The 16,082-nt window shown below is 71.4% G+C and carries 11 protein-coding genes and 1 pseudogene; 6 read left to right on the top strand and 6 right to left on the bottom strand.

The annotated features are described in order from the left end of the window. Positions 1 to 87 precede the first annotated feature (87 nt). From ADK60_RS15305 to ADK60_RS15325, 5 genes are all read right to left on the bottom strand, one after another. Positions 88 to 1,506, bottom strand: a complete 1,419-nt coding sequence (locus ADK60_RS15305) for an extracellular catalytic domain type 1 short-chain-length polyhydroxyalkanoate depolymerase (protein ID WP_053646479.1) — start codon at positions 1,504 to 1,506, stop codon at positions 88 to 90. An 81-nt stretch (positions 1,507 to 1,587) separates the two neighbouring features. Beyond that, positions 1,588 to 3,960: a beta-xylosidase/alpha-l-arabinosidase gene (locus ADK60_RS15310; RefSeq protein ID WP_053646481.1), complete on the bottom strand. Its 2,373-nt coding sequence runs from the start codon at positions 3,958 to 3,960 to the stop codon at positions 1,588 to 1,590. Then, complete coding sequence (locus ADK60_RS15315; RefSeq protein WP_045942492.1) at positions 3,957 to 4,778, bottom strand: carbohydrate ABC transporter permease; 822 nt, start codon at positions 4,776 to 4,778, stop codon at positions 3,957 to 3,959. Before ADK60_RS15315 ends, ADK60_RS15310 begins: the two co-directional genes overlap by 4 nt. Next, a complete protein-coding gene (locus ADK60_RS15320; protein WP_053646483.1) occupies positions 4,775 to 5,713 on the bottom strand; it encodes a carbohydrate ABC transporter permease in 939 nt (312 codons plus the stop codon). The genes ADK60_RS15315 and ADK60_RS15320 overlap by 4 nt, the downstream gene beginning before the upstream one ends. A gap of 11 nt (positions 5,714 to 5,724) precedes the next feature. Then, positions 5,725 to 6,975 (bottom strand): ABC transporter substrate-binding protein, encoded by a 1,251-nt coding sequence (locus tag ADK60_RS15325; RefSeq protein WP_234371098.1) that lies wholly within the window; start codon positions 6,973 to 6,975, stop codon positions 5,725 to 5,727. A 199-nt stretch (positions 6,976 to 7,174) separates the two neighbouring features. Here ADK60_RS15325 and ADK60_RS15330 point away from each other — a divergent pair, with 199 nt between their 5' ends. The 6 genes and pseudogenes from ADK60_RS15330 (at position 7,175) to ADK60_RS15355 (ending at position 14,888) form a co-directional block, all read left to right on the top strand. Continuing rightward, positions 7,175 to 8,200, top strand: coding sequence for a LacI family DNA-binding transcriptional regulator (locus ADK60_RS15330; protein WP_053646487.1), 1,026 nt, complete (start codon positions 7,175 to 7,177; stop codon positions 8,198 to 8,200). A gap of 505 nt (positions 8,201 to 8,705) precedes the next feature. Further along, a pseudogene (locus ADK60_RS15335) lies at positions 8,706 to 10,175 on the top strand (glycoside hydrolase family 10 protein); the annotation flags it as partial. A 96-nt stretch (positions 10,176 to 10,271) separates the two neighbouring features. Continuing rightward, positions 10,272 to 11,696 (top strand): non-reducing end alpha-L-arabinofuranosidase family hydrolase, encoded by a 1,425-nt coding sequence (locus ADK60_RS15340; RefSeq protein WP_053646492.1) that lies wholly within the window; start codon positions 10,272 to 10,274, stop codon positions 11,694 to 11,696. A 345-nt stretch (positions 11,697 to 12,041) separates the two neighbouring features. Next, positions 12,042 to 13,103 carry a uroporphyrinogen decarboxylase/cobalamine-independent methonine synthase family protein gene (locus tag ADK60_RS15345; RefSeq protein WP_053646494.1) on the top strand — a complete coding sequence of 354 codons (1,062 nt, stop codon included), beginning with the start codon at positions 12,042 to 12,044 and terminating at the stop codon, positions 13,101 to 13,103. 179 nt (positions 13,104 to 13,282) lie between these two features. Next, positions 13,283 to 13,522 carry an antitoxin gene (locus ADK60_RS15350; RefSeq protein WP_053646496.1) on the top strand — a complete coding sequence of 80 codons (240 nt, stop codon included), beginning with the start codon at positions 13,283 to 13,285 and terminating at the stop codon, positions 13,520 to 13,522. A 139-nt stretch (positions 13,523 to 13,661) separates the two neighbouring features. Then, positions 13,662 to 14,888 carry a phosphodiester glycosidase family protein gene (locus ADK60_RS15355; RefSeq protein ID WP_079008383.1) on the top strand — a complete coding sequence of 409 codons (1,227 nt, stop codon included), beginning with the start codon at positions 13,662 to 13,664 and terminating at the stop codon, positions 14,886 to 14,888. 133 nt (positions 14,889 to 15,021) lie between these two features. Here the strand turns inward: ADK60_RS15355 and ADK60_RS15360 are convergent, their stop codons facing one another. Further along, the gene (locus ADK60_RS15360) at positions 15,022 to 15,846 is read right to left on the bottom strand and encodes a hypothetical protein (protein ID WP_053646497.1); all 825 of its coding nucleotides are present in this window, start codon (positions 15,844 to 15,846) and stop codon (positions 15,022 to 15,024) included. Positions 15,847 to 16,082 lie beyond the last annotated feature (236 nt).

Here is a 16,082-nt window from a genome sequence, read left to right on the forward strand (position 1 = left end):
GGTCCGCCCGCCGCACCCTGACGGTGCGGCGGGCGGACCCGCGCGGTTACGGCCGGGCCGGGTCGGCGCGGCCGGCGCGCACCCGCGTCACCCCAGCGTCCACTGCTGGTTCCTGCCACCGCTGCAGCTCCACAGCTGGACCGGCGTTCCGTCGGCGGTGGCCAGGCCGGCCACGTCCAGGCAGAGCCCCGACTGGACCCCGGTGACGGTCCCGTTCCCGTTCAGCCGCCACTGCTGGTTGGTCTGGCCGTTGCAGGACCGGACGACCACCTTGGTGCCGTCGGTGGTGCCCTTGGCGTTGGCGTCCAGGCACAGGGTGCTGCCGCCGACGGTCACGGTCAGCTGGTTCGACGCCGTGCGGGTCCAGGTCTGGTTCGCACCGCCGTTGCACCCGAAGATCTGCTGCTGCGTGCCCGCCCCCGCGTTGTTCGCGTCGGTCAGGCACTTGCCCGCGGCCACCGCGTGCAGCGCGCCGGTCGTGCCGCCGCCGGACGGCCCCGCGTCCAGGCCCATGAAGCGGACGGCGTGGGCGGCCATCGCCGAACCCTGGACCGGGAGTTCGTGCCCGGCCCCGGCGAGGCTGTACGCCTCGACCTGGGTGACTCCGGCGCCGTTGTTGTACCGCGTGCGGTTCCAGTTCGCCACGGGGGTGTCGGTGGCCGACGGCGTCTGGCTCACGCCGAGGACGTCCGTCCACTGCTTGATCTCTTCACCGAGGTTGTTGTGACTCACCGAGGTGTCGGCGGTGCCGTGCCACAGCTGTACCCGCGGACGGGGACCGGTGTAGCCGGGATACCCCGGGTTGCGGACCAGGCCGCCCCACTGCTGCGGGGTCCTGGCCACCTTGCCCTGGGCGCAGTCCCCGTTCCAGCCGCGCGGGGAGCCGGTGCGGAAGCAGTAGTAGGGGACTCCCATGAATGCCGCGCCCGCCTTGAACACCTCGGGGTACTCGGCGAGCAGCACGTTCGTCATCATCCCGCCCGACGACTCCCCGGTCACGTACACGGCGTCGGCGTTGCCGCCGTAGTGCTGCTCCGTGTAGGTGATCATCGACATCAGCCCGACCGGGTCACTGCCGCCGTTGCGGGTCAGCGCCTGGTCGGAGGAGACGTCCCAGCAGCTCTTGGCGGGGTTCGACGAGGGGTAGACGACGAGGAAGCCGTACCGGTCGGCCAGCGACCCGAAGTCGGTGCTGGAGTACATGTAGGGCCCCGTCCCCTGGCACCCGTGCAGCGCCAGCAGGATCGGGGGGTCGGCCCTGACGGCGGTCGGCACGTACAGGTGCATCAGCAGACCGGTCGGGTTGGTGCCGAAGTCCGTGATCTGCGTCAGCGAGGCGGCGGCCCGGGGGGCGGCGGCCGGCGGCGTGGCGACGGACTGCAGCGCGGCGGTGGCCGGCGGGTCGGCGGCGGCCCGGGGGGCGGCCTGCAGGCTCAGGCCGACCGCGAGGGCGAGCGCGGCGACGACGCCCAGGAGGCGGGACGGTAACGAGCGGGATCGGAACATGGGACCTCTCCGTCGGGTGGTTCGGAGTGCGAGGAGTGCGAGGAGTGCGAGGAAGGTTCCGGCGGCGGGCGCGGTGACGCGTCAGGTGCGGCGGAAGTCCGCGTGCAGGCGCCGGGTGTGGTCCAGGACTCGGACCGGGCCGTCCAGTCGGACGGTGGCGGTGAGCCGGACGTCGGTGCTGGAGGCGGCGACCCGCAGCTCCAGCGCGCCGGGCTCGACGATGCGTCGGCCGTCGCGTCCGGTGAAGGACGCGAGGTCGGCGGGCACGCCGATCCGGACCCGGGTCCGCTCGCCCGCGTCGAGGGTGATCCGCCGGTAGCCGATCAGCCGCTGGACCGGCTGGACGACCGAGGCGACGGGGTCGTGCAGGTAGAGCTGGACGGTCTCGGTGCCGCTGCGCTCCCCGGTGTTGCGCAGGGTGAAGGCGAGGCCGAACCCGCCGTCGGTCGTGGCCGCGGCCCGTTCCACCTCCAGATCGGTCCAGGCGAACGTGGTGTAGCCGATGCCGTGCCCGAATCCGAACGCGGGGGTCGGATCGGTACTGGAGACCTCGCTGGCTCCGGCCAGACGGGCGGCGAGGTAGGTGGAGGGCTGCACGGCCGGCCGCGCCGGGATGCTGACCGGCAGCCGGCCCGAGGGGTTGGTCCGGCCGCTGAGCACCGCGGCGATCGCCTCGGTCCCGGCCTCACCGGGGAAGAAGGTCTGCACCAGGGCCGCCGCCTCGGTCACCGCGCGTCCCAGCGCGTAGGGGCGGCCGGCCAGCAGCACCGGCACGACCGGCCTGCCGGTGTCCAGCAGCGCGTCGAGCAACTGCCGCTGGACCCCGGGCAGTTCCAGCGTCTCGACGTCGCAGCCCTCGCCGCTGGTGCCGCGCCCGAACAGACCGGCCCGGTCACCGAGGGCGACGATCACGACATCGGCCTGCCGAGCCGCCTCGACGGCCTCGGCGAAGCCGGAGGTATCGAGCCCGTCGACGCTCGCCCCGGCCGCGGTCCGGATCTCGCTGCCGGGGAGTTCGGCCGCCAACGCCTGTCTGAGTGTGGGCAGTTCGATGCCGAGCGGGACTTCGGGATGCCGGCTGCCGACGTGCACGGGGAAGGCGTAGCAGCCCAGCACCGCGGTCGGCGTGTCCGCGTTGGGGCCGATCAGCGCGATCCGGCGGGGTCCGCGGAGCGGCAGGGTGCCGTCGTTGCGCAGCAGCACCACGGCCTGCTCGGCGATCTCCCGGGCCAGGGCGCGGTTCTCCGGGCGGTCCAGGTCGACCGAGCCGCGCAGCCGGTTCGGGTCGTCCAGCGGGCGACCGGCGAGTGCCGCCGGGACGGCGTCCCAGTCCTGGTCCAGCAGGCCGAGCCGGGCCTTCTGGACCAGCACCCGGCGCAGCGCCCGGTCGACCAGTGCCTCGGGCACGGTGCCGTCCTGGACGGCGCGCAGCAGCGGCTCCCCGAAGGTCTTGACGGTGGGCAGTTCCACGTCCACGCCGCTGGCCAGGGCGAGGGCGGCGGCCTCGGCCCAGTCCCCGGCGACGCCGTGCAGCACCTTGAGGAAGGCGATGCCGAAGTAGTCGGCGACCACCGTCCCGTCGAAGCCCCAGGTGTCGCGCAGCAGCCCGGTCAGCAGCGCCTCGTCGGCGGCCGAGGGGACGCCGTCGGTGTCGGTGTAGGCGTGCATGACCGAACGGGGCCGGCCCTCGCGCACCGCCATCTCGAAGGGCGGCAGGATCACGTCGGCGCGCTCCCGCGCGCCCATGCCCACGGGGGCGAGGTTGCGTCCGGCGCGGGAGGCCGAGTACCCGGCGAAGTGCTTGAGCGTGGCGACGATCCCCTCGGACTCCAGGCCCTGCACGTAGGCGGTGGCCACCGTGCCGACCAGGTAGGGGTCCTCGCCGATGGTCTCCTCGACCCGGCCCCAGCGGGCGTCGCGGACGACGTCGAGGACCGGGGCGAGGCCCTGGTGGACGCCGACCGCCCGCATGTCGCGGCCGATGGCCGCGGCCATCCGCCGGATCAGGTCCGGGTCGAAGGTGGCACCCCAGGAGAGCGGCACCGGGTAGGCGGTGGCACCCCAGGCGGCGAAGCCGGCCAGGCACTCCTCGTGCGCGAGGGCGGGTATGCCGAAGCGGTTCGCGGCGGCGATGCGCCGCTGGCTGCGGGCCAGTGAGAGAGCGCCCAGCGCCGGGTCGACCGGCAGCGTGCCGAAGGGCCGGGTCAGCTGGCCCAGGCCGGACGGGAGCAGATCGTCGAGGACGGGCGGATCCTCCATGTCGTGCTGGTGCGGGGCGACCTCACCGCCCTCCTCGGAGGCGCCGACCCAGACGCCCACGAGCTGGGCCAGCTTCTCCGGCAGCGTCATTTCGGCGCGGACGGCGTCCGCGCGCTCCTCGGGGCTGAGCGCGCGGTCGCGCCAGCGGGCGGTCGGGTCGGCGGGCGGGAGGGCCAGGTTCATGTTGCCGGTCACTTTCCTCCGACGCCCATGAGGCCTTGGACCAAGGCGCGTCGGGCGAACAGGTAGACGATGAGGACGGGGAGCGTCGACAGCACGACGGCGCTGAGCAGACCTGGCACGTCGACGCCGTGCTCGGTCTGGAAGTCGTACAGGCCGACGGTGCTGACCTTGGTGCTCTCCGACTGGGTGAGGATCAGGGGGAACAGGAAGCCGTTCCACGCCTGCAGCGCGGCGAAGACCACGACGGACGAGAGGCCGCCCCTGGACAGCGGCAGCACCAGTTGCCGGAACACCCGCCAGGGGGTGGCGCCGTCCATGGCCATGGCCTCGTAGAGCTCGCCGGTGATGTCCCGCATGGCGCCGGTGAGGACCAGCGTGCAGACCGGCAGGCAGAACGCCGCGGTGGGCAGGATGACGCCGAGCAGGTTGTCGTAGAGGCCCGCCTTGCTGATGACGTAGAACATCGGCACGATCACGGCCTGGGCCGGAATCGCCAGCCCCAGCAGGAAGATCCGGAACACCGTGCCGATGACCCTGCCCCGGGCCCGCACGATCGCGTAGGCGAGCGGGGGCACCACGAGCAGGACGATCCCGACCACGCTCACCGTGACGAGGAGCGTGTTGAGGAAGTCCCGGCCGAAGCCGTTGGAGAAGTCGTCGACGTAGTTCCGCAGGGTCAGCTGCGAGGGGAAGGTCAGCGGCCCCCGCGAGGAGTAGTCGGACCGGGTCCGGAACGTCGAGATCAGCAGGACGTACAGCGGGAACCCGACCAGGGCGAGCCAGATCAGGGCGCCGAAGCCGGCCAGGTGGTTGGGGCGCCGTCTTGTCACAGTCCCTCCGCGGTGCTGCGCATCCGGTCGTAGCCGGACAGGCGCACGACGACGAGCGAGATCAGGGTGGCGACCACCACGAGGACCAGGGCAATGGCCGATCCCGCGCCGAAGTCGAAGTTCTTGAAGGCCTGTTGGTACATGTAGTAGGCGCTGTTGGTGGTGTCGGTGCCCGGTCCGCCCCGGGTGAGGACGAGGACGGTGTCGAAGGTGGTGAGACCGCCCACCACCATCAGGATCATCGACGTGATCATGGTGTTGCGCAGTTGCGGCAGGGTGATGTGGAGGAACTGCCGCACCTTGCCCGCCCCGTCGATCGACGCGGCCTGGTAGAGCACCCGCGGGATCGCCCGGGCGCCGCCCTGGTAGAGCAGGGCGTGCATGGGCGTCCACTGCCACATGCCGACGAAGGTGAGGACCGCCAGGGCACTGCCCTGATGTCCCATCAGATTGCCGTCGCCGAAGACCCCTTCCAGCTGCGCGGGCACGCCGAAGTTGGGGTCGAGGAGAGCACGCCAGACCACCGAGACCGCGGTCGCGGACAGCAGCAGCGGGACGAAGAAGATCGCGGACAGCACGGCGCGGTTGCGTTGGCGACCGGCCGCCCACACGCCCAGCAGGATGCTCACCGGGGTCTGCACGACCACGCCGGCCAGGGTCAGCACCAGGGTCAGACCGAGGCTCTGCGTCATCACCGGATCGTGCAGCAGCTCGGCCCAGTTGCCGAGGCCGTTGAACCGGGGGGCGTCGACGCCGTTCCAGCTGGTGAAGGAGAGCACCGCCACCAGGACCAGCGGCAGAAGCGCGAACGCCAGGAAGAACACGGTCGCGGGCACCGCCCAGAGAAGGCCCGGGCGGGTCACCCCGACGCCGGTCCGGCGGCCTGCGGCCCGCAGGCGGCGACGGTACCGGGGCACGGACGAGGAAGCACTCATGGCGATCCGTCTCAGGAGGCGGGCAGGGCCTGCATGGCCTTGACGAAGCCGTCCACGTCGAGCCTGCCGTTGAAGAACTGCTGGACGGCGGTGTGGATCGGCGTGTTGGCGGCCGGCGGGTACGCCTGGTCCCAGGACAGCTGGAACGACGGTGCGGACTTGACCAGGTCGTACTGGTACTTCGAGTAGGCGGGGTCGTCCGCGGTGGCGAGGAACTGCTCGGTGTTGGTGGTGGTCGGCAGGTTGCCGATCGCCAGCTGCGCCTTCACGAACTCGTCGGAGTACATGAGCTTCAGGAAGGCGGCCGCCGCCTCGGGGTGCTTGCTCTTCTTCAGCACCGAGTAGAAGTTGTTGGTGTTGCCGACCAGGTCGGCCGGATCGCCCTTGCCACCGGCGACGGCGGGGAACTCGCTGTACCCGAGCTTGCCCTTGGCGAAGTCGGGATCGGCGTCCCGCTGGGTGGCGTACTCCCAGGACCCCATCAGCTCGAAGGCCGCCCTGCCCTTGGCCAGCAGGGCCGGGGAGCCGCCGTCGGTGAACTTGACCGAGTCGAAGTTCGAGCCGAACGCCCCGGCGTCGACCAGTTGCCTGAGCATGCCCAGCGCCTTCCTGGCGTCCTCGCTCTGCCAGGCGCTCCGGTCGCCGGACAGTGCCTTTCGGAAGAGCTCCGGACCGGCGACGCGGTCGAAGACGTACTCGTACCACATCAGGGTCGGCCACTGGTCGCCGCCGCCGAGGGCGAACGGGGTGATGCCCTTGGCCTTGAGCACCCGGACGGCGTCCAGCAGGTCGTCCCAGGTCCTCGGGACGCCCAGTCCGGCCTCGGCCAGCACCTTCTTGTTGTGGAACAGCAGCACGGGCTGCGTGCCGCGCATCGGGATGCCGTAGGACCTGCCGTCGATCACCGCGGTGTTGAACACCGAGGGCAGGAAGTTGCTCCTCAGCCCCGGGTCCGCGGCGATCATGTCGTCCAGCGGCAGCAGCAGGTCCGACTTCACATAGGGCTGGATGCTGCCGCCGCCCCAGTTGAAGAAGACGTCCGGCGCCTGCGGGGTGTTGATGACGGTGTTGAGCTTGGCCTGGTAGTCCGCGCCGGGGACGGTGTCCAGGACGGCCTTGACCTTCGACGTCCTGTTGAAGGTCTCGACCAGCTGCTTCTCGACCTTGTTACTGGCGTCCCCGTAGACCAGCACGTGGATCGTGCCCGAGCCCCCGCCGGCGGCGGAGGAACCGCCGCTGCCGCAGGCGGTCGCCCCTGCCATCACCACGGACAGGCCGAGCGCGACCGCTGCAGTGCGCCTTCCCATCGAGGCTCTCCGAAAGTTTCGATCTACTTCTCGAAATAACTGCATGGCGGGGACGGTAAGTTGCGAACATGTTTCGGGTCAACCCCTCGGGTCGAGATTCACCGAGGCGTGCTGCCCCAACTGCCCTGCGCCGCCCGTGCCCTATGCTGCAGCCATGGAAGAGGTCGATGAACTGGGACGGGTGACCCTCGCGGACATCGCGCGTGAGGCCGAGGTCTCCGTTTCGACGGTTTCGAAGGTCCTCAACGGCCGTACCGATGTCGCGCCGACCACCCGCGTCCGGGTCGAACAGGTCCTGCGCGACCACGACTACCGGCGCGCCGCGCGCAGCGGCGGTGAGGCGCCCCTGGTCGAAATCGTCTTCCCCGAGCTCGACAGCCTCTGGGCGATGGAACTCCTGCGCGGCGTCGAGGCCGTGGCGAACGAGCACGGGGCGGCGGTCGTGGTCACCCACAGCGGTTCGCGCCGCGCCCCGGGGCCGGAGTGGATCAAGGGGGTGCTTCGGCGGCGTCCCCTCGGTGTCGTGCTGGTCTTCTCCAGCCTGCCGCCCGATTTCAAGCGCCAACTGCGCGCGCGCTCCATCCCGTTCGTGATCGTCGATCCGGCGGGCAACCCCGATCCTGACGTGCCCTCGGTGGGTTCGGCCAACTGGGCCGGCGGCCTCGCCGCCACCCGCCACCTGATCGAGCTCGGCCACCGGCGCATCGCCATCGTCACCGGTCCCGAGGACACCCTCTGCTCACTGGCCCGGCTGGACGGCTACCGCTCCGCGATGTCGATGGCCGGCCTGGCGGTCGACCCCGCGCTGACCGCCTTCGGCGACTTCCACGCCGAGGGCGGATTCGCCCGGGCCGAACGGCTGTTGGACCTCCCCGACCGGCCCACCGCGATCTTCGCCGGCAGCGACCTGCAGGCACTCGGCGTGATGGAGGCCGCCCGGGTCCGCGGCCTGCGCGTCCCCGAGGACCTGTCCGTCGTCGGCTACGACGACCTGGACATCGCGCAGTGGACCAGCCCCGCGCTGACCACCGTCCGCCAGCCCCTGCGCGAGATGGCCGAACAGGCGACCCGCCTGATCCTCGCCCTCCGCAACGAGGAGGCCCCGGCGGCCCCCACCCGGCTCGAACTGTCGACCACCCTGGTGGTGCGCTCCAGCGCCGTCGCCCCCGGCCGTCCCTGACGGAGCGGCCCCACTCCGTCTTCGAAACTTTCGAAGGGCGCAGGGTGGCCCATGGTCGAGCCCCGGGGCCGCCCATCGACCGTCAGGCCCTGACCAGCTGCTTCTCCGGCAGGGCGGACTCCGATGCCCCGCGAAGGTATCGCTGTTCTTGTCGAAAGCATTGACAGCTTGTCGGGTTCCGGCCAACACTGGCGCCGTCGACAAGTCCGAGCGGCCTTGGATCCGGCCCCCGCGCGCCAACCGCCTTCGGGCGCGGCGATGTCGACGGCCCGACACCGCGCCGGGCGTTGACGTCGGACCTGGCCCCACCCCTCGATCCACCCTCGATTTCGCCCTCGATCCCGCCCTGATATGCCGTCAGGGCTGGCGTTCGCGAAGATTGTTAACGCTAACAGGTACGGCGGACGATGCCCGACCGCAGGACCGCTCGCACCACCGTCAGCACAGGGCGCCGGCCCCGCACCGGCGCGCAGACCTCCCCCCCACCCGAGGAGAACGATCCGTCATGCCGTGGTTCACCAGGAACCCCCTCCCCTTCAAGGCCCTGACGGCGGCCGCGTGCGTGCTCGTCGGTGCGGCCACCGCCGTCACCGCGAGCCCCGCCGCCCATGCCGCCGGAGCGACCACGCTGGGCGCGGCCGCCGCCGACAGCGGCCGCTACTTCGGCACCGCCGTGGCCGCCGGCCGGCTCGGTGACGCGACGTACTCCACCCTTCTCGACCGGGAGTTCACCGTGATCACCCCGGAGAACGAGATGAAGTGGGACACCGTCGAACCCTCGCGCGGCAACTTCAACTTCGCCCCCGCCGACTCGATCGTCGGCCACGCCTCCTCGCACAACCAGCGCATGCGCGGCCACACCCTGGTCTGGCACTCCCAACTGCCCGGCTGGGTCGGCTCCATCACCGACGCCGCCACCCTGCGCGGCGTGATGAACAACCACATCACCACGACCATGAACCACTACAAGGGCAGGATCTACGCCTGGGACGTGGTCAACGAGGCCTTCGCCGACGGCGGCAGCGGCCAGCACCGCAGCTCCGTGTTCCAGAACGTGCTGGGCAACGGCTTCATCGAGGAGGCGTTCCGCACCGCCCGGACCGCCGACCCCTCGGCCAAGCTCTGCTACAACGACTACAACATCGAGAACTGGTCCGACGCCAAGACCCAGGGCGTCTACGCCATGGTCAAGGACTTCAAGTCCCGCGGCGTCCCCATCGACTGCGTCGGCCTCCAGAGCCACTTCGGCGCCGGCGGCCCACCGGCCGACTTCCGGACCACCCTGGCCAACTTCGCCGCGCTCGGCGTCGACGTCCAGCTCACCGAGCTCGACATCGCCCAGGCGTCCACCACCGCGTACGCCAACACCGTCCGGGCCTGCCTCGACGTCGCCCGCTGCACCGGCATCACGGTGTGGGGCATCCGGGACAGCGACTCCTGGCGCGGCGGCGAGAACCCCCTGCTGTTCGACAACAACGGCAACAGGAAGCCCGCCTACAGCGCGACCCTCACCGCCCTGGGGGGCAGCGGCAACGGCACGCCGAGCGGGGACATCGTCTCCGGCACCGTCTACACGCTCTCCGACGTGGCCGCCGGACGCGTCCTCGACGAGCCCGCGGGGCAGAACGGCAACGGCACCCCGCTCCAGGTGTGGGACGCCGGCGGCGCCGCCAACCAGCAGTGGCGGGCCACCCGGAACAGCGACGGCTCCTACACCCTGACCAACATCGCCAGCGGCCGGGCCCTGGACGCGCCTGCCGACCAGCCGGGCAACGGGACGCGGATGCAGGTCTGGGACTCCAGCGGCGGCGCCAACCAGCACTGGCGGGCCGGCCGGAACAGCGACGGCTCCTACACGCTGACCAACGTCGCCAGCGGCCGGGCCCTGGAGATCCCCGGCGGTCGGACCGCCAACGGCACTCCCGTCCAGATCTGGGACTCCAACGGCGGCGCCAACCAGCACTGGAACTTCAAGTGAGCTGAGCCGCGGGGCGCGCGCTCACCGCGGCCCGCGTGTGTGAGCGCCGCCGAAACCGTGTGACAGCTCTGTCCGTTCACCGAGGAGGTCCCCATGCGCAGACGAAATTCCCGCCGCAGGAAGCTGTCGACGGTGCTCACCACCCTGGTCGCGGCGGTGGCGGCACTGGCGGCGATGCTCGTCGCCGCCCCCGCCCGGGCGGCCACCAGCGGCGCCTTGCACGGCACCGGTTCCGGCCGGTGCCTCGACGTGACGAATGCCGACCGGAACGACGGCGCGTTCCTGCAGATCCACGACTGCTCGGGCGGCGCCAACCAGCAGTGGACGTCGACGTCCGACAACCGGCTGACCGTGTACGGCAACAAGTGCCTGGACGTACCGGGCCACGCCACCACGGCCGGTACCCGGGTGCAGATCTGGACCTGCAGCGGGGGCGCCAACCAGCAGTGGCGGGTGAACTCCGACGGCACGGTCGTCGGCGTCGAGTCCGGGCTGTGCCTGGACGTCACGGGCGCCGGCACGGCCAACGGCACGGCCGTGGAGATCTGGACGTGCAACGGCCGCAGCAACCAGCAGTGGACCGGCCTGTCCGGGAGCGACCCGTCGGGCGGCAGCTGCCCCCTGCCGACGACGTACCGCTGGTCCTCGACGGGTCAGTTGGCGCAGCCCACCAATGGCTGGGCCTCGGTGAAGGACTTCACCGACGTCGTGGTCAACGGCAAGCACCTGGTCTACGCCTCGAACGTCTCCGGGTCGTCGTACGGCTCGATGATGTTCAGCCCCTTCACCAACTGGTCGGACATGGCGTCGACCGGCCAGACCGGGATGGGCCAGGCCGCGGTGGCGCCCACGCTGTTCTACTTCGCACCCAGGAACATCTGGGTGCTGGCCTACCAGTGGGGTGCGTGGCCCTTCGTCTACCGCACGTCGAGCGACCCCGCCAACCCCAACGGCTGGTCCTCCCCGCAGCCGCTGTTCACCGGCAGCATCCCCAACTCCGGCACCGGTCCGATCGACCAGACCCTGATCGCCGACGGCCAGAACATGTACCTGTTCTTCGCCGGTGACAACGGCAGCATCTACCGGGCGAGCATGCCGATCGGGAACTTCCCGGGCAACTTCGGCTCCTCGTACACGACCGTCATGAGCGACTCGACGGCCAACCTGTTCGAGGCCCCGCAGGTCTACAAGGTCAAGGACCGGAACCAGTACCTCATGATCGTCGAGGCGATGGGGGCGAACGGGCGCTACTTCCGCTCCTTCACGGCCACCGGCCTGAACGGTTCCTGGACCCCGCAGGCCGGCAGCGAGAGCAGCCCCTTCGCCGGCAAGGCCAACAGCGGCGCCACCTGGACCAACGACATCAGCCACGGCGACCTGGTCCGCGACAACCCCGACCAGACCATGACCGTCGACCCCTGCCACCTGCAACTCCTCTACCAGGGCAAGTCCCCCGCCGCGAGCGGCCCCTACGACCAGTTGCCGTGGCGACCGGGGCTCCTCACGCTGCAGCGCTGACCTTCCCGATCCGCAACACCCGCGCCACATTGCCGGACGACCGGTCGGCGGCACACGCGTCTTCGCCTGCAGGCCACCGGCCGCCGCCCGCCGTGTGAAGAGGAACCCCGGTCGTGCGTCGGCTGGGGTTCCTCCGGGTGCGGGCACACCGTGCGCAGGAAGTCGGCGGGGTCGACCTCCTGCGCACGGCGGGGTGTCAGGGTCGCCGTCCAGGGCGACGCCATCCGCGACGAAGGCATCCGCTGCCGTCAACCAAGCGGTACGCGATGCCCTGAAAGTGGCTCACCTGGTCATCTCGCACGTGTCGGCGGAGCCCTGCACCTCCGATCCCTCTACTCTGCCGCCGTGATCCCTACCGAACTCATCGGCAGCATCCCCCGTCCCCCGGCGCTACAGGTCGCGGCCTCGGACCTCCGGGCCGGGCACGGCAGCGACACCGAGTTGGCCGCGAACCGGAGCCAGGCCGTTCGCGAGACCCTGGAGAAGCTGGCGGCCACCGGGTCGCCGGTGCTCACCGACGGCGAGCAGGCCAAGCCCAGCTTCCTCACCTACCCGCTCCAAGGGCTGTCCGACCTGGACCCCGACGGCGCCGTCATCCCGTTCGCCGACGGCCACACCCGGCAGCTGCCCCGGCTGACCTCCGGACCCTTCCGCTACAAGACGTACGCGCAGGAGTACCTGCGGGCCGCGAAGCAGCACACGGATCTCCCGGTGAAGCAGGCCGTCGTCGCCCCCTCCACCCTGAGCCTGCTCTACCCGCCCGACGGGATCGCCGGCTACCCGCGCGAACAGTTCCTCGACGACTTGGCGAGCGAGGCGGAGACGGACATCCGCGGCTGCCTGGACGCGGGCGCGCACGTCGTCCAACTGGACTTCGAGGAAGGCCGCCTGTCACTCAAGCTCGACCCGAGCGGTCAGCTGCTGCGCGACCTCGTCGAGCTGAACAACACGGTGCTGTCCCGTTTCACCGAGGCCGAGCGCGCCCGGATCGGCGTCCACACCGGCCCCGGGGCCGACCTGGACTCCACCCACAGCCTCGACGTCGACTACGCCGAGCTGCTGCCGCACCTGTTCAAGCTCACCGTGGGCAACTTCTACCTCCAGCTGGCCAGTGAGGCCGACCCGGACCGGGTCCTGGGCATCGTCGCCGACCAACTGCGGCCGGGCATCCGCGTCTTCGTCGGCGTGACCGACCCGATCGACCCCCGCGTGGAGACGGCCGAGGAGGTCCGCGACCGCGTCCTGCAAGCCGCCCGCCACATCCCGCTCGACCAGCTCGGCACCTGCGACGACGCCGGCTTCGCACCGTTCGCCGACGACACCTCCACCTCCCGGGACACCGCGTTCGCCAAGATCCGCGCCCGCGTACAGGGCACCGCGCTCGCCTCCGAGCAGCTGGGAGCCTGACCAGGGTGGCCCCTTCACCCACCGGATGAAGGGGCCGCCCCTGCCCGATGGGCCCCGGGCGGTGACCGGGCAGACCCACCGTGCGGAGCGGTTGGCCGCACTCCGCGCGCCACCCGACCAGGTGGCGAAGACATCCCTCTGTCCCTCGCGGGCGTCCGGAACCAACGGAAGGAGACCCCATGGGGATTCTGGACAACATGGCGCACATGCCCAAGGGACACGAGGACCAGGCCGGACAGGGCATCGACAAGGCCGGAGACTTCGTCGACGAGAAGACCCGGGGCAAGTACGGCGAGCGGATCGACGCCGCCCAGGAGAAGCTGAAGGACCAGCTGGGCGAAAAGGCGCCGGACACCGCCGAGAACGCCCCGCCACAGGCGTCCTTGATCGGCGACCGGTCCGCACGTGGTCAGCGCTGAGAGAGGCAGGCGATCGAACAGCGAGAAGTGATTCCGCTTCGGATCTTCGCTTCCACCTCCGAGCCTCGTGGAGGTGGTTTCCGACAGTCGGTCGTCGTGCCTGTGCGGAACCTCACCAACCGCCGCGCACAGTGCATCCATGAGATCTGCTGCCGGCGTCACCGCCGCCCTGGCCCTGATCGCGGTCGGTCTGGGGGTGGGCCCGGGCACGTACCGGGCCAGTGCCGCCTCGGCCGCTTCCACCGTGGTACGCGAACCAGTGGCACAGGGGGTGGACTACCAGGCGTTCACCGTTCCCACCTCACAGGGCAGCGCGCGGGTCCACGTGGTGACGGTGGACCTGGACCGGCCAGGGGTTGCGGCCGACCTGCTCCACCCCGGCGCGGTCGCCGCCCGCGAGACGGTCTCCCGGATGGGCGAGGACGCAGGGGCCGTCGCCGCGATCAACGGCGACTTCTTCAACATCACCGAGGAGCAGCACCCCGGTGTCCAGGCGACCGGCGCCCCCTGCGGCCCGGCGGTCCTGGACGGACTGCCGCTGAAGGGCGCGGTGCCCGACGGGCAGCGTTTCGGTGGGCCGAAGCCGGTCGGCGACACCGACGAGGACGTGTTCGGCGTGGACGCGGACGGCACGGCCCGGATGGACCGACTGGTGCTCCACGGTCACATCCGCACCCTCCAGGGCACCCTCGCGCTCGGCGGCCTCAACCAGTACGCCCTGCCCGTCGACTCGATCGGGGCCTTCACGTCGCAGTGGGGAGCGGTCTCCCGCGCTCGCGCCGCCTGCGGGACCGACGACCACCGGGGCGCCCCCTGCACCAGTGAGACCTACGAGGTGACCGTCCGCCACGGCCACGTCGAGACGCTCTCCGACACACCGGGCACCGGCCCCATCGACCCGGACACCACCGTCCTGCTCGGCCGCGAGGCCGGCGCCCGCGCCCTTCGTGAACTGGCCCCCGGCACCCCCGTCGAGGTCGACTACCACCTCTCCAGCACCAACCCGGTGCCGTACACCTTCGCCCTGGGCGCCTACCCGCTGCTCCGGGACCACCAGCCGCTGGCCGGCCTGGACAACACCACCGCGGAACCCCGCAGCGCCATCGGCATCGCCGACGGCGGCCACACCCTGCGCCTGCTGTCCACCGACGGCCGCGAAGGCACCTCCAGCGGACTCACCCTCAGCGAGCTCGCCGAGGTCCTCCGCTCCCTTGACTGCGCCCAGGCCTCCTACCTGGACGGCGGAGGCTCCGCGACCCTCGCCACCCGCGACACCGACACGGGCCGGGTCACCGTCCGCAACAGCCTCGCGCACCAGCAGGAACGACCGGTCCCCAACGGCATCGCGATCTTCTCGTCCCGTTGAACCAGCCTTCGAAGACAGGCTGCGGCCGGCCGGTACAGCAGGCCGGGGCCGGATGTCGCCCCGCCCGGCAGGACGTGGTCCGGGCACGACGGCGCCCACCGGTGGTCGGCCCGCAAAGCGTGCGTCTCTCGTGTCACCGCGGGGCAGGGGCTTCCTGATCCGGCACCCGGTGCTTGCGGTCGGCTCGGCGCAGGGCGGTGATCAACCGGTCCAGGTCGGACCCGGTCGGGGCCGGCGGGGCGAGGACGGTGTCGACGAGGTGCCGCCAGCGTCGGTGGGCGACCGGCTTCATCGGCCGCGGCCGGTGCCCGGAGGGCAGCCGCTGCGGCACCGTGAGCATGTCGGCCAGTGTCCGGACCAGGTCGCCGAGGCGGGGGTCGGCGGAATCGCCGGCGGCGCGCAGCAGTATCAGTGCCAGCAGGGCCACCGGGTCGGCGCAGCCGTGGTCCTGGCCCGGCGGACCGACGGCGTTCGGTTCCTCGGTGACCGCCCGCCAGGCCAGCAGCCGTTCGGCCAGCTGCGGTATGTCCCCGCCGAGCGCGAGGCAGCTTTCGACCAGCTGTGGGGCGGTGTCGTTCAGGTCGTCGGTGTGGTCGCCGGTCGTGATCACCAGCAGCGTGCAGCACCAGGCCCGGGTGAGATGGTGGACGTCCGGGCCGCTGGCGTGCCGCGACAGCCGCAGTGCCTCGCCGGGGTCGAAGTCCAACTGCTGCGGTACTCGCCCGGATTCCCGAATGCGCACGAGGAGGGGGAAGTGCTGATGCGCCCCGAACGGGTCGGTGCCCGCGATGTCCAGCAGGTGCTCGCGGCCGATCCCGGCGTTGAGCCGCTCGAACAGCGCCGATGCGGAGATCGGCTCGCCGGGCAGCTCGTGCACGACCACCCGTGTGCTCCCGGCCGCGACGAGGCGGATGCCGGCCGACGACGGCGGGGCGCAGAACGGGCGTTCGCAGTTCACCGGATCAGCACAGCCGTGACTCGGGTCGGGGCGGCTCCGGGCGCGCTCCCCAGCTGGACGGGTTCGGCGGCGGCTCATGACGCCACTATGTCATTCGGCCCGCAGCCAGGGCAGTCCACCGCAGGGCCTGAGGTCCGCAGTTGTGAAGCATCACAGCGGCGGCTCGCGGGGCGTCTCGTGCGTCGCTGATGGAGTGTCAGATGGCGCCCGCACGGACCGGGAGCGGGATCCGGTCT

The sequence above is a fragment of the Streptomyces sp. XY431 genome (genome assembly GCF_001279805.1).
GTDB classification, from domain to species: domain Bacteria; phylum Actinomycetota; class Actinomycetes; order Streptomycetales; family Streptomycetaceae; genus Kitasatospora; species Kitasatospora purpeofusca.